Source organism: Pseudarthrobacter sp. TAF60_1 (genome assembly GCF_052113505.1).
In the GTDB taxonomy this organism is placed as follows: Bacteria; Actinomycetota; Actinomycetes; order Actinomycetales; family Micrococcaceae; genus Arthrobacter.
On the sequence record NZ_JBFRDI010000018.1, the window covers coordinates 67,679 to 81,872 of the forward strand.

At 65.7% G+C, this 14,194-nt stretch carries 12 protein-coding genes; 8 read left to right on the top strand and 4 right to left on the bottom strand.

The genetic code is table 11. From position 1 onward, the window contains the following. Nucleotides 1–22 precede the first annotated feature (22 nt). Nucleotides 23–1,555: a S8 family peptidase gene (locus AB4Y73_RS18115; protein WP_441873636.1), complete on the top strand. Its 1,533-nt coding sequence runs from the start codon at nt 23–25 to the stop codon at nt 1,553–1,555. Between the two features lie 181 nt (nt 1,556–1,736). Here the strand turns inward: AB4Y73_RS18115 and ald are convergent, their stop codons facing one another. Next, a complete protein-coding gene (gene ald / locus AB4Y73_RS18120; protein WP_441873638.1) occupies nt 1,737–2,855 on the bottom strand; it encodes an alanine dehydrogenase in 1,119 nt (372 codons plus the stop codon). Nucleotides 2,856–3,088: 233 nt separating this feature from the next. On the opposite strand from ald, the gene AB4Y73_RS18125 reads away from it, so the two are divergent. After that, nucleotides 3,089–4,306 carry a PucR family transcriptional regulator gene (locus AB4Y73_RS18125; protein WP_441873640.1) on the top strand — a complete coding sequence of 406 codons (1,218 nt, stop codon included), beginning with the start codon at nt 3,089–3,091 and terminating at the stop codon, nt 4,304–4,306. Here AB4Y73_RS18125 and AB4Y73_RS18130 read toward each other — a convergent pair. After that, nucleotides 4,303–4,728, bottom strand: a complete 426-nt coding sequence (locus tag AB4Y73_RS18130; protein WP_441873642.1) for a helix-turn-helix domain-containing protein — start codon at nt 4,726–4,728, stop codon at nt 4,303–4,305. The two genes, AB4Y73_RS18125 and AB4Y73_RS18130, sit on opposite strands and share 4 nt — an antisense overlap. Before the next feature lie 48 nt (nt 4,729–4,776). Between AB4Y73_RS18130 and AB4Y73_RS18135 the strand changes: the two genes are divergently transcribed. Continuing rightward, nucleotides 4,777–5,559: an alpha/beta fold hydrolase gene (locus AB4Y73_RS18135; protein WP_441873644.1), complete on the top strand. Its 783-nt coding sequence runs from the start codon at nt 4,777–4,779 to the stop codon at nt 5,557–5,559. Nucleotides 5,560–5,610: 51 nt separating this feature from the next. Here AB4Y73_RS18135 and AB4Y73_RS18140 read toward each other — a convergent pair whose 3' ends face one another. Continuing rightward, nucleotides 5,611–5,889 (bottom strand): HPr family phosphocarrier protein, encoded by a 279-nt coding sequence (locus AB4Y73_RS18140; protein WP_441873646.1) that lies wholly within the window; start codon nt 5,887–5,889, stop codon nt 5,611–5,613. 58 nt (nt 5,890–5,947) lie between these two features. After that, nucleotides 5,948–7,633, bottom strand: coding sequence for a phosphoenolpyruvate--protein phosphotransferase (gene ptsP / locus AB4Y73_RS18145; RefSeq protein ID WP_441873648.1), 1,686 nt, complete (start codon nt 7,631–7,633; stop codon nt 5,948–5,950). Between the two features lie 160 nt (nt 7,634–7,793). Between ptsP and AB4Y73_RS18150 the strand changes: the two genes are divergently transcribed. The 5 genes from AB4Y73_RS18150 (at nt 7,794) to AB4Y73_RS18170 (ending at nt 14,137) form a co-directional block, all read left to right on the top strand. Then, a complete protein-coding gene (locus AB4Y73_RS18150; protein WP_441873649.1) occupies nt 7,794–8,522 on the top strand; it encodes a TetR/AcrR family transcriptional regulator in 729 nt (242 codons plus the stop codon). 49 nt (nt 8,523–8,571) lie between these two features. After that, a complete protein-coding gene (locus tag AB4Y73_RS18155; RefSeq protein ID WP_441873651.1) occupies nt 8,572–10,680 on the top strand; it encodes a PTS mannitol transporter subunit IICBA in 2,109 nt (702 codons plus the stop codon). Continuing rightward, nucleotides 10,680–11,843, top strand: coding sequence for a mannitol-1-phosphate 5-dehydrogenase (locus AB4Y73_RS18160; RefSeq protein WP_441873653.1), 1,164 nt, complete (start codon nt 10,680–10,682; stop codon nt 11,841–11,843). The genes AB4Y73_RS18155 and AB4Y73_RS18160 overlap by 1 nt, the downstream gene beginning before the upstream one ends. A 293-nt stretch (nt 11,844–12,136) precedes the next feature. Continuing rightward, nucleotides 12,137–13,087, top strand: a complete 951-nt coding sequence (locus tag AB4Y73_RS18165; RefSeq protein ID WP_441873655.1) for a siderophore ABC transporter substrate-binding protein — start codon at nt 12,137–12,139, stop codon at nt 13,085–13,087. 42 nt (nt 13,088–13,129) lie between these two features. Then, the gene (locus tag AB4Y73_RS18170; RefSeq protein WP_441873657.1) at nt 13,130–14,137 is read left to right on the top strand and encodes an ABC transporter permease; all 1,008 of its coding nucleotides are present in this window, start codon (nt 13,130–13,132) and stop codon (nt 14,135–14,137) included. The last annotated feature ends 57 nt before the right edge of the window (nt 14,138–14,194 follow it).

Below are 14,194 nucleotides of genomic sequence, written 5' to 3' on the forward strand. Positions count from 1 at the left end.
CTGGCAGAAATGGAGCTAGACCATGCAAGGATTCACCAAATTTGTGGCTTCCGCTGGGGCTTTGGCGCTTGCCATTGGCCTGTCGGCCGCCGCAGCCCCCGCGGCGGTCTCGGCCGACGGGCAGGCATCACAAGCCGGAACCCTGACAACGGCGCAGGGCGGAATGCAGACCTACATCGTGTTGTACAAAGGCAACGGCGTGGCGGACAAATCACTGTCGGCGGTGCGCAACGCCGGCGGCACTGTGGTCCAGGCTTATCCCCAGATCGGCGTGGCGATTGTGAAGTCGGACCGGGCCGGTTTTGACGCCGCCCTGCGAGGGGCAGACTCTGCAGTCCAGGGAGCCGCTTCCACTGCCGGCCTCGGGGTGGCAGTCGAAGCTGACCAGGACACCGCGGACGCCGCGGCCATCGAACCCGGAACGCCCGCACCGGGAGAAGACGCCCTTGGCGGCCTCCAGTGGGACATGAACCAGATCCAGGCTCCGGCAGCCCGCGCCATCAACGCTGGAAGCAGCTCGGTGGTGGTCGGCGACATCGACACCGGGCTGGACTACACCCACCCGGACCTTGCCCCGAACGTCGACTTCTCCAAGAGTGTCTCCTGCGTGGGCGGCGTACCGAACACCAGCCCCGCGGCATGGATGGATGACAACGGCCACGGAACCCACACGGCAGGAACCATCGCCGCGGCCAAGAACGGCATCGGGATGGTGGGGGTCGCCCCCAACGTGAAGATTGCGGGGATCAAGGCCGGCAACGCCGCAGGCCTCTTCTACCCCGAGGCAGTAGTCTGCGCTTTCATGTGGGCCGGATCCAACGGCATCCAGGTCACCAACAACAGCTACTTTGCGGATCCCTGGCTCTTCAACTGCAAGAATGACCCAGGCCAGCGGGCCATCTGGGAGGCCGAACGCCGTGCCATCAAGTTCGCCCAGCAAAACGGCACCACCATCGTGGCTTCGGCCGGAAACCAGTCAGACGACCTCGCCCATCCCACCCAGGACCGCACCAGCCCGGATGACACCACCCCGGTGGCGCGCGATATCACCAATGCTTGTGCCGTGGTTCCGGTGGAGGTCCCTGGCGTGATTGGCGTCAGCGCCAACGGGAACAAGCTGCTTAAGTCGTTCTACTCGAGCTATGGCTCCGGTGCGATCAGTGTGATCGCTCCCGGCGGCGACTCGATGCTCCAGCGGACCGCCGCCGCTCCGAACGGCCGGGTGCTCTCCGCATGGCCGGCAACGGCACCGTGCTCACGCCCGGTGGTGGATGGCGGCGCCCGCTACTGTTACCTGCAGGGCACATCCATGGCCGGACCGCACGTAGCCGGTGTTGCGGCGCTGGTGGTCAGCTCAGGAATCAGCGCGCCCGGCGCTGTGGCGTCCCGCATTACCAACACCGCGGACAACCTGGCCTGCCCGGCGGACATGAGTGTCTACGCGCCGTTCCCGGCAGTGGACAACGGTGCACCCCAAGTCTGCAATGGCGGCGCGGGCTACAACTCGTTCAACGGTCACGGTCAGGTAAACGCCCTCCGCGCGATCGGCGGCTAGGTTCCAACTGAACGAAGAGTCTGATGCACGACGGCGGGCTTCCGGTTTGGAAGGTCAGGCCGGGGACCCGCTGCGTGTGGAGACTGGCGCGGGACGACAGGCATCCGGCAGCGTGCGTCAAAGCGACGAAGGAGCAGCACGCAGAGGATGTGTGTCGTCCCGCGCAGCAGGACGGCGAGGACTACGCGGACACCAGCTCGTGCCAGTCCGCCACGAGGGGCAGGTTGTGGGCCTCGGAGACGGAGTGGTGAGCCACGTGGCCCCCTGCAATGTTGAGGCCGGCGGCGAGGGCGGGATCGCGGTCGAAAGCGGCCTTGACGCCGAGGTTGGCCAGTGCCACGGCGTAGCGCAGGGTGACGTTGGTCAGGGCGTACGTTGAGGTGTTGGGCACGGCGCCGGGCATGTTCGCCACGCAGTAGAAGATGGTGTTGTGCACCTTGTACGTGGGTTCCTGGTGCGTGGTGGGGTGCGTGTCCTCGAAGCAACCGCCCTGGTCCACGGCGATGTCCACTAGCACGGAGCCGGGCTTCATCCGGGCCACAAGTTCGTTGCTGACCAGCTTGGGGGCCTTCGCGCCCGGGATCAGGACGGAGCCGATCACCAGGTCCGCATCCACCACTGACTTTTCGATCTCGTACTTGTTCGAGGCCACGGTCTTGAGGCGGCCGGAGTACTGGGCGTCCAGTTCGCGGAGGCGGTTGATGTTGATGTCCAGGATGGTCACGTCCGCGCCCAGTCCCAGGGCCATGGCCGCGGCGTTGGTGCCGGCAACACCGGCACCCAGGACTACCACCTTCGCCGGGCGGACGCCCGGTACCCCGCCGAGGAGCACGCCCTTGCCGCCGGCCGGCGCCATGAGGGAGGTGGCGCCCACCTGCACGGAAAGGCGACCGGCCACCTCAGACATGGGGGCCAGCAGGGGCAGCGCACGGCCTTCCTGAACGGTCTCGTACGCGATGGCGGTGACGCCGGAGTTGATGAGTTCCTGGGTCAGCTCGGGCTCTGCCGCGAGGTGCAGGTAGGTGAAGAGAATCAGGCCCTTGCGGAAGCGGTGGTATTCGGCCTTGATGGGTTCTTTGACCTTCATGACCATGTCGGCCCGGGCCCAGACGTCGTCAGCGTCGGCCACGATCTCCGCGCCGGCGATGGCGTATTCTTCATCGGTAATTCCCGAACCCAGCCCTGCCCCGCGCTCAACCAGGACGGTATGTCCGTGCGTGCGGAACTCGTGAACACCGGCGGCAGTGATGGCGACGCGGAATTCGTTGTTCTTGATCTCTTTGGGGACACCGATGATCATTTTGGGCTCCATGTTCTCGGACCGGGTAGGCCTGAAATTGCGGGGAAGGTTGTGATTCCAGAATAAATCCGGCTGTGATCCAGCTGACAGCGATCCGGATTCGCGAGCATTGGATCGCCGCGTCATTCCGGCGATTTTCAAATCTGAAGTTCGACAAATGACGAGCGTGAGAACGTCAGGTGTCGCCTCGTGTCCGTTCGCCCGAAGGAGCCATAGGGCAGTACTGTTAGCCCATGCAGCAGGACGTGGAAGAGCTGGTGGAGCAGGTGGCCCAGAAGCTTGGGCGGGGACTTTCGCTGGAAGACCTGGACGGCCTGCTGCTCGCCTACAGCTCCAACCAGTCGCACGCGGACCAGGTCCGGGTGAACTTCCTGTTGAGCAAGAGAGTGCCGGCAGATGTCAGTGCGTGGCAGCTGTCCCACGGCATTGCGACGGCGGTCCGCCCGGTGGTGATCCCCGCAAATGCTGACCTGGGCATGCTGGGCCGGGTGTGTGTTCCCTTGATGGTGCGCGGGTTCCGGGTGGGCTACCTCTGGGTGCAGCAGGACTCGGCCGAGGAGAACCCGGCGGTGATCGTCTCCCAACTGCCGGAGGTGACCCGGGAGATCGAGCTGCTTTCCGGCCTCCTCCTGGATTCCAACACAGCCGAGTCGGAGTTCAGGCGCAGCCGTGAACGGGAATTCCTGGCGGCCTGCTCCGGCGAGGCCAACGCGGTGGCCGCCGTGGCGGGCTGGAAGGAAATCCAAGGCAAGGGTCCTTGGCAGATGGTGACCGTGCTCGACGCCGATGGCTGGGCCGGCGGCCCCGACCCCATTGCCTCCACGCTGATCCACCGCTCGGCAGCCCTGCAGGCCACCGTGGGGGTGGACATGGCGCTGTTCAGCGCGGGCACGGAAACCCACTCGGTGGTGCTGTTCACCGAGTCTGTGGGGCGCGCCAACCATGCCCAGGTCCTGGTCCACTACCAGCTTGAGCTGGCCAAACGCTCCGGCCGGCCGGTGCACCGCATCATCCTGGGCATCAGCGAGGGGTTTGCGCGGCCGCGCGAGCTCGCCGAGGCCTACCGGCAGTCCCGGCAGGCAGCCCAGGCGGCCGCCGTGGACCCGCAGCTCGGCGAACTGGTGGACTGCCGGGCCACCGGCGTTTACCAGTTGCTGGCATCAGCGGGCGGGGGAGCCGGCGCTTGGACCGACACCGGATCCGTCTACGTCCGGATGCTGGAAGACCACGACCGGAACAACGAGCTCCTCCCCGTCCTGGAGCTCATCTACGACAACGACGGCTCAGTCCAGGACGTAGCCACCAAACTCCACCTCCACCGCAGCAGCGTCTACAACCGGCTGGGCCGCATCCGCCAGCTTCTCGGCGTCGACCCCCTGAAGGGCATGCCCCGGCTGGAACTCCACGCCGCTCTGAAAATGCGCCGCTGGGCGGAACGTCCGCGGATCTAACTGGCTTCGGCGGACTGCCCGGTCTTCCTGACCTGCCCAGCCTGCTTCGCCTGCTCGCCGTGCTTCTGCTGCTCGAGCCACGCCATGATGGCGGCCAGCCTGATACGACGGTGCGTGCCGCGGTATTCCACCGGAATCTCGCCGCGATCGGTCATGTTGCGCAAATACGTGTGCGAAATGCCGGCGAGTTCGGCGGCCTGGGAGGTGGTGAGCATTTCCTCCACGCTGCTGACGGTCACCGCTTCGCCGCGGCCGAACCGGCTGAGGAGGTCGACGACGGCGTCCCTCGCCTGGGGCGTCAGCCGGTGGACAGTGCCATCCACGAAGACGGTGATGTCGTGGCCGCCTTCCAGCGCCTGCCGGAGCTTGCCTGCATCTTCCGCCGGCAGGCCGGCCGTCATCCGGGGAGCAATCAGTGCCATGCCCCCACCCTAACCGGCAGCGGCAGGCGCGGGCGGTATGCTCGCTGGGTGAAACTCACTGGTGGCAGGGATATTGAGGCCGGCGGCCTGACAGGCCGGCTGTACTCGTCAGTGGGGCCTGCCGCCGATACTCCCCGAAGGACTTACGTCCTGCTGCACGGGATCGGCGTTTCCCACCGGTACCTCGCGCGCCTGCACCAGGAACTGGCTTTGGTTGCCGACGTCCACTCCTTCGACCTGCCGGGGTTCGGCGATGCGCCCAGGCCCACGCGCCAGGTCCCGGTTGGGGAATACGCGGCCTTTGTCCGTGCCGCGCTTGCCGATGCCGGCGTGACGTCCTGCGTGGTGATCGGTCATTCCATGGGGACCCAGCATGCCGTTGAGCTCGCACTGCAGGAACCCGACCTTGTGGGCGGAGTGGTGCTGATGGGCCCGGTAGTGGACCCTCGCCGCAAGTCGGTTGCGCGGCAGGCCCTGGCTTTGACCCGCGATGCCATGTTCAGCGAGAGCCTGTCCTCAAATGCCATTGTCTTTTCCGACTACTTCCGTGCAGGCCCCCGCTGGTACCTCACCGAGTTGCCCGTGATGATGCAGTACCCCATGGAGGCCCGGGTTCCGGGGGTCAACCAGCCACTGCTGGTGCTGCGCGGCAGCCAGGATCCCGTGGCCGGCCGCGAGTGGTGCCAGCGGCTCGCAGCCCAGGCGCCCCAAGGCGGCCTCACCGAGATTCCGGGCCACGGCCACGTCTTCCAGCACACCGCCACGGGCCCGACCGCCGCAGCGATCACCAGCTGGGCCAGGGCCGCGGAAGGTTTCGGCGTCACCGCCTGACGCGCACCCGCCTCGGGTGAGCGCCGGCGTCGTAATCCTTTTTGGTGCGATCTATTCGGCGTCGAGGTCCGTTTCCAGGAGCTTCACCAGCGAATCCAGCGCCGCGTCGGCACCGTCACCGTCGGCCCGCAGCACCACCACGTCGCCCTTGGCCGCCCCCAGCGTCATGAGGGACAGGATGCTGGAAGCGTCCAGCGCCTCCTCTTCCGGCTCGCCCTGCATGGCAATGGTGACCTCCACTCCCACGTCCCCGGCCGCCTCGGCGAAGAGCGCGGCGGGGCGGGCGTGCAGCCCGGAGCGGCTGGCTATGGTGGCAATGCGTTCAGGCATGGTTCCTCCTGTTGATGCTTTGGCGATGGTGGGCAACGGCACGGTGTCGGAGCGCTGCTTAAAGCCCGAGCTCCTCAAGCACGGGAAGTTTCTCCCGCACCCAGGCGCGGGCCTCGGTAGCGCTCGGTGCGGACAGCGCCAGCTTGGCCAGTTCCTGCGCCTCGGCGAGAGTGACCGTCTTCAGGACCGCGGCCACTGCGGCGAGGGACCGCGCCGTCATGGACAGCGTGTTGACCCCCAGCCCGGTCAGTACGACGGCGAGGGCGGGGTCGGCGGCTGCCTCACCGCAGACGCCCACGGGCTTGTTGTTGCCTTCCGCGCGGGAGCCTTCCACGGTGAGTCCCACCAGGCGCAGGACTGCCGGCTGCCACGGAGTGTTTAGGTTGGCGAGCGGGCCCAGCTGGCGGTCTGCGGCCATGGCGTATTGGGTGAGGTCGTTGGTGCCGAGGCTCGCGAATCCCACTTCACGAAGGATGGCTTCGGCGGTGAGCGCGGCGGATGGAACCTCCACCATGACGCCGGGGGTCTTGATGCCGGCGTCTGCGCACATGGAGGCGAAGCGTGCTGCCTCTTCGGCCGTGGAGATCATGGGGGCCATGACCCACACGTCCGCCTCGGACTGCTTTTCCGCCAGTGCGATTGCTTCCAGCTGGCGGTCCAGGACGCCGGGGGTGGTGAAGTCTGTGCGGTAGCCGCGGACGCCGAGCGCAGGATTCGGCTCTGTTGAGTCGGTCAGGAACGGAAGTGGCTTGTCAGCGCCGGCATCGAGGGTTCGCAGGACCACTTTTTTGCCCGGGAAGGCGTCAAAGACGCTCTTGTAGGCAGCCGCCTGCTCTTCCACGCTGGGCTCGGTGTCGCGTTCCAGGAAACAGAACTCGGTGCGGAACAGCCCTACGCCCTGGGCTCCCAGCTTCGCGGCGGCTTCCGCGTCCTTGCCGCCGCCGACGTTGGCGAGCAGCGGCACCAGGTGACCGTCCGCCGTCGTGCCCGTGCCGGTGAACTCGGACAGCAGGGAAGCTGTTGCTGCCCATGCCTCCGCTGCTGCGCGGAAGGAGTCGTCGGGCTCTGAGGTGATGCTACCGGCGGCGCCGTCCACAAACACTTCGATGCCGTCCGGAAGTTCGTCCACGCCTACCGCGGCAACGACGGCCGGAAGGCCCAGGGAACGGGCGATGATGGCGGTGTGGGACTGCGGGCCGCCGCCTGCGGTGACGAGCGCAAGGACCTTGTTCGGGTCCAGGGTGGCGGTATCGGCCGGTGCCAGGTCCTCTGCCACCAGGACGAAGGGAGTGTTGGAGGCGGGAATGCCGGGCGCGGGCACGCCCCGGAGCTCGGCCACGATGCGGGCGCGGACGTCCAGGACATCGGTGGCGCGTTCAGCCATGTAGCCGCCGAGGTTGTGGAGCATTTCCGCAACCGAGGAACCGGACTCCCAGATGGCACGCTCGCTTGAGGTGCCGCGGGCCACGAGCTTGGCCGCGCCCTTGATCAGCATGGTGTCCTTGGCCATCAGGGCAGTGGCTTCCAGGACCGCCTTGCCGTCACCGGTGGCATGGGCGGCACGGGCCTTCAGTTCGTCGTGCACGGCCTGGGACGCCGCCTTCAGTGCTGCGGTGGCCTCTTCGGCGGAAGTACCGGCCGCGAGTTGCTCGCCCGCAGGGGGTTCGCTGATCGGTTTGGGCATCTGGCGGATGGTGCCGATGATGCGGCCGGGGCTGACGCCTACTCCTGAAAAGGTCTGCACTGAAGGTCCTCATTCTCTGCCGGTAGCAGGCGCGCCCCGGAACAGCCCCGGCGCCATGCCGGGGTGCCGCGACTACTGCGTGCGGCGGTGGAAACGTGCCTGAAAAAATTGTATGTGATTCAGTTCATATAGCAATGCTATAGGTGATAGGGTAGCGGCTATGAGTTTGGATGGCCAGCTTCCCCCCAAAATGCGACTGCTCAAAGCAGCAGCCGAATTGCTGGCAAATTCAGCCGGGGCAGCCGTTTCCACCCGCCAGATCACGCAGCTGGCAGGTGTCACGGCGCCCACCCTGTACCACCACTTCGGTGACAAGGAAGGTCTTTTCGACGCCGTAGTCGCCGCGGGTTTTGAGGAGTATGTTGCGGGCGAGAGAGATTTCGCCCCGTCCGGACAGCCTTTGGAGGATATCCGGCGGATGTGGGACAACCACGTCCTGTTCGGGCTCAAGCAACCGGAACTCTACCTGGTCATGTTCGGCAATATCCGCCCGGAAAGCCGCCCCGCCATCGTTGCCGATGCCGAGGCGCTGCTGGAGGAAATGCTGACCAAGGCAGCTGCCGCGGGCCAGTTGAACGTCCAGCCGCGGGAGGCAGCCAGGTCCATCCTGGCCGCCAACGTTGGCGTGACACTCATGCTGATAGCGGAGCCCGCGGCTGAACGGAACCTTGAACTGTCCACCATGACCCGGGACGCCATGATCTTTGCGGTATCCACGGAGCAGGCCGCAGGAGCATCCCCGGAAGACTCGGGGAGGTCCTCGGTGGTGGTGGCCGCGATCGCCCTGAACGCCGCACTCCAGGCATCGCACTCAGACCAGCTATCCAGCTCGGAACTCAAGTTGTTCCTCGAATGGCTCCATCGAATCTCCACCAGCTCGTCGTCGTAAATATCGGACCCATCCTGCGCAGCAGCAGGAATGACGGTTAGGAAATCACATGGCAACAGAGACAGTTGCAAAACCCCGCACCAGCGTGCGGGTCGGCGTCCAGAAGTTCGGGACGTTCCTGTCCGGAATGATCATGCCCAACATCGGTGCATTCATCGCCTGGGGCCTCATCACCGCCCTCTTCATCGAAAAGGGCTGGATCCCGGTGCCGGGGCTGGGAGGCTTCGGCGAAACCGACGGGAAGCCGAACATTGGCCTGGTTGGTCCCATGATCACCTACCTGCTGCCGCTCCTGATCGCCTACACCGGTGGCCGGATGGTCTATGACGTCCGCGGCGGCGTGGTGGGCGCCATCGGCACCATGGGCGTCATCGTTGGTGCGGGAATCCCGATGTTCATCGGCGCCATGATCATGGGTCCCCTCGGCGGTTGGACCATGAAGAAGATCGACTCCCTGTGGGACGGCAAGATCCGGCCCGGCTTCGAAATGCTGGTGAACAACTTCTCAGCCGGCATCTGGGGCGCATTCCTGGCCATGCTGGGGTTCTATGGCATCTCTCCGCTGGTGCAGGCATTCAGCACGGGCGCCGGAAACGTGGTCCAGTTCCTGGTCAACAACGGCCTTCTCCCGCTCACCAGCATCTTCATCGAGCCAGCCAAGGTGCTGTTCCTGAACAACGCCATCAACCATGGCGTGCTGACCCCGCTGGGCATCCAGCAGTCGCTACAGCAGGGCAAGTCCATCCTGTTCCTGCTCGAAGCCAACCCCGGCCCGGGCCTGGGCATCCTGCTGGCCTACATGTTCTTCGGCAAGGGTGTGGCCAAGGCTTCAGCTCCCGGCGCGGCGCTCATCCACTTCCTCGGCGGCATCCACGAAATCTACTTCCCGTACGTCCTGATGCGCCCGCTGCTGATCCTGGCCACGATCGCAGGCGGAATGACCGGTATTGCCACATTGGCCATCACCGGCTCCGGGCTTGTTGCGCCGGCAGCCCCCGGCTCGATCCTCGCCGTGCTCGCCCAGACATCCCGTGACAGCTACGTCGGCGTGATCCTCGCGGTAATTCTTGCCACCACGGTTTCCTTCCTGGTGGCCTCCGTGATCCTGAAGACCACCAAGCACAGCGACGAGGTGGATCTCAACGACGCAACGTCCAAGATGGAGGCCATGAAGGGCAAGAAGAGCTCCGTCTCCTCGGTCCTGACGGGCGCCGGTGCAGGTGGCGGCGTGGGTACGGCCGTCCTGGCCGGTCCCATCAAGAACATCGTGTTTGCGTGCGACGCCGGCATGGGCTCCAGTGCGATGGGCGCCTCGGTGCTGCGGAACAAGATCAAGGCTGCCGGATTCCCGGACGTCAAGGTCACCAATTCGGCCATCGCCAACCTGAGTGACACGTACGACGTGGTGATCACCCACCAGGACCTCACCGAACGCGCCAAGCCGGCTACCGCCAGTGCCGCGCACTTCTCCGTGGACAACTTCATGAACAGCCCGCGGTACGACGAGATCGTGGAGCTGGTCAGGGAAAGCAACACACCGGAGGCCGCGGGCAGCGGTGCTGACACTGCCGGAGTTGCCGGCGCAGCAGGTGCCGGTGTTGCCGGTATGGGTGCAGGCGCCGCCGCGGCGGGCCATGGAGCGCACGTGGCCGACGCCCCGGTTGACGCAGCACCTGCTGCCGAGGGCGGGACCGCGCCGGCCGAGGCTGAGGAGACAGCAGCGCCGTCGGACATCCTGGTGGCTGACAGCGTCATTCTCAACGGCCGGGCTACGAGCCGCGACGCCGCCATCGACGAGGCGGGCCGGCTCCTGCTGGACCGCGGCGCCGTGGACCAGGACTACATCGCAGCGATGCACGAACGCGAAGAGTCCGTTTCCACCTACATGGGCAGCTTCCTGGCCATCCCGCACGGCACCAACGCCGCCAAGGACCACATCATGAAGTCCGCTGTGTCCGTCATCCGCTACCCCGACGGAATCGACTGGAACGGGAAGCAGGTGAAGTTTGTGGTGGGCGTGGCCGGTATCAACAACGAGCATCTCCACATCCTGTCCTCCATCGCCAAGGTCTTCACCAACAAGGCCCAGGTGGCCCAGCTGGAGGCGGCCACCACCGTGGACGAAGTCCTGGACCTGTTCGGAAAGGTCAACGCATAGTGAAGGCCGTACATTTTGGCGCCGGGAACATCGGCCGCGGGTTCGTGGGGCTGCTGCTGCATCAGGCCGGGTATGAGCTGGTGTTCGCCGACGTCGCGGAGGCCCTCATTGAGCAACTGGCGGCAGCCGACAGCTACAACGTCAACGAGGTGGGGGAGAACCCCACCGTCCGGACCGTGGACAATTTCCGGGCGCTGAATTCAGCCACCCAGGAAGCGGAGCTGGTGCGGGAAATCGCGACGGCGGACATCGTCACCACCGCCGTGGGTCCGCACATCCTGAAGTTCGTGGCGCCCGCCATCACCAAGGGCATCGCCGCGCGCGACGCCGGGTTGTCGCCGCTGCAGGTGATGGCCTGTGAGAATGCCATCAATGCCACGGACATCCTGCGGGCGGAAGTGGCTGGGCTCTGGGACGCCGCCGCTGGCTCGTTGGATTCCCTGGCGGTGTTTGCGAACACCGCCGTGGACCGTATCGTTCCCAACCAGGAACCCGGGCAGGGCCTGGATGTCACGGTGGAAACGTTCTACGAGTGGGTCATCGACCGGAGTGCCTTTGGCGATGCGTCGCCGGTCATTCCGGGCGCCACCTTCGTGGACGATCTCTCGCCCTACATCGAGCGGAAGCTCTTCACCGTGAACACCGGGCACGCCTCCGCGGCGTACTTCGGGTTCGAGGCCGGACTGGAGAAGATCTCCGATGCCATGGCCGACCAGGACGTTGCGGAGGATGTCCGGGCGGTGCTGGAGGAGACCAAGCAGTTGCTCGTGGCCAAACACGGCTTCAGCAACGATGAGCAGGAAGCCTACGTCCAGAAGATTCTGGTCAGGTTCTCCAACCCGCACCTGCCAGATACCGTGACCCGCGTGGGCCGCGCGCCCATGCGGAAACTCAGCCGGCACGAGCGGTTCATCGGCCCGGCTGCTGAGCTGGCGGAGCGCGGGATCGTCCCGGAGGCGCTGCTGGGTGCCATCGCTGCGGCCCTGCGCTTCAATGATCCCGCCGACGTCGAGGCCACCGAACTCGCGCAGATCCTGGCGTCATCCTCGCCAGCTGAAGCCACCGAGCGGATCACCGGGCTGGCGCCCGAACACCCGCTGTTCGCTGCGGTGTCCACCCTGGTGGAGGAGCGCCAGGCGGAAGGGGCCAACGCCCCGGCCTAGCGCTCCCACCCACCCCCCACCACCCCCAACCCACCCCAACCCACCCACGAACGCTCTCTCACTTGATGCGGCTTTTTCGGCAACCCTCTCGCAGTTAACGCGGGTTTTCGGGGAACCCTCTCGCACTGAAGGACGACGCCGGCACTCACCCGAGTGCCGGCGTCGTGCGTTGTGATGCCGCTCACGATTTGTCCCCTCGCTGGCTGGCGTTTGAAGTTAGCCTTACCTTACTTATAGAGTTCAAGGGCATTAGGCAACAAATACGTGACCTTATTAGCGGACTGGAGATTGACGTGAAGAAAAGGCTTTCGAGCTACCTGGGGGCACTGGCTGCGGGAGCCGCGCTTCTGACCATGACCGCGTGCGGCGGCAACGCCACCGCGACGCCCGCCTCCGAGGGCGCTGCCAGCATCACGGTGGAGCACGCCCAGGGCAGCACGGCCAACGTGCCGGTCAACCCGAAGAAGGTGTTCACGTTCGATCTCGGCGTCCTGGACACCCTCGATGCGCTTGGCGTGGAGCCTGCGGGCGTGCCCGAGGCCAGCTACCCGGCATCGCTCTCGAAATACGCGGATGCCAAGTACGGGAAGATCGGTTCGCTCAAGGAACCCGACTTCGAAGCCGTCAGCGCCGGCGCCCCGGACCTCATCATCATCTCAGGCCGCACCGCCGGGGCCTACAAGGAACTGAGCAAAATCGCCCCTACCATCGACCTGTCCATCGCTGCCGCGAACCCGATGGAAAGCTTTAAGGACCAAACAAAGAAGCTGGGCACCATCTTCAACAAGGCGGCGGAAGTCGATGCCAAGCTGGCCGGCGTGGACGCCACCATCGCCGAAACCAAAACGAAGGCCGCTGATGCCGGCAAGGGCCTCATCGTTCTGACCTCCGGCGGCGAAGTAACCGCGTACGGCGCCGGCTCCCGCTTCGGCCTCATCCACGACGTCCTGGGCGTCCCCACCGCGGCCGACGTCAAGGCCGAGGGAAGCCACGGCGAGTCCGTTTCCTTCGAATACATCAAGCAGGTCAACCCGGACCTCCTCTATGTGATCAACCGCGACACCGCCATCGGCTCCGAAGCCGCCGCTGCCAACCCAGTCCTGGACAACGAACTGGTCCAGTCCACCAACGCCGCCAAAAACAACAAGATCATCAGCCTGGACCCCGCTGCCTGGTACATCGTGGGCTATGGCCTGAACAACGTGGGGGCAATGGTTAATGCCGTCGCCGAGTCGGTGGCCTGAGCCCCCGCCACTGACTGAGCCTGTAGAGACTGACCTTCGATCATGACAGCCACGGCCGTGCGGACCACCGCGCCGGTAAGCCGCAGCCGGTCCCGCGAGTACGCGGGGCTGGCTGCGGCCGCCGCCGCTGTGCTGGCCCTCGCCATCGTCAGCATGTTTGTCGGCGTCAGCGACGTGTCCTTGCCCGGACTGCTCGCGGGCGACACGGCCGCCGTCGAGATTTTCTGGATCTCCCGGGTGCCGCGCAGCCTGGCCGTTGTCCTCGCCGGCATGGCGGTTGCGGTGGCCGGGCTGATCATGCAGCTGATGGCCCGGAACCGTTTTGTGGAGCCCTCCACCGTGGGCACCGTCGAATCCGCCACGCTGGGCATCCTGGTGGTCACAGTTGCCATCCCGACGGCGCCGATCCTCCTTCGGATGGGCGTCGCCAGCGTTTTCGCTGTCCTGGGCACGGCTTTGTTTCTGGCCATCCTGCGTCGCCTGCCCACCCGGAACACCCTCCTGATCCCCTTGGTGGGCATCATGCTGGGCGGGGTCATCGCGGCCATCACCACGTTCTTCGCCTACCGCTACGACCTGCTGCAGACCCTGAGTAACTGGATGATCGGCGACTTCTCCGGGGTACTCCGCGGGCGCTATGAGCTCCTGTGGATTGTGGCCGCCCTTATGCTCGCGGGGCTGCTCGCCGCCGACCGCTTCACCGTGGCCGGCATGGGGGAGGACTTCACCACCAATCTCGGCCTGAACTACAACCGCACCATGCGGCTGGGACTGGTCATAGTGTCGCTGATCTCCGCCGTAGTGGTGACCACCGTGGGCGCCGTGCCGTTCCTCGGCCTGGTGGTCCCCAACATTGTCTCGCTTCTGTTTGGCGACAACCTGCGCCGCTCGGTGCCGTGGACAGCCCTTTTCGGAGCGGGATTTGTGCTGGTCTGCGACATCATCGGCCGGACCATCCGCTACCCGTATGAGGTCCCCGTGGGCATGGTGATGTCCGTAGTGGGAGCCATCCTGTTCCTCATCCTGATCCTGAGGAAACGCAATGCCTGAAACAGCCGTTCCCGCCGTCCCAGCCCGGACTGGCGGGAAGCCACCCGCCATTCGTCC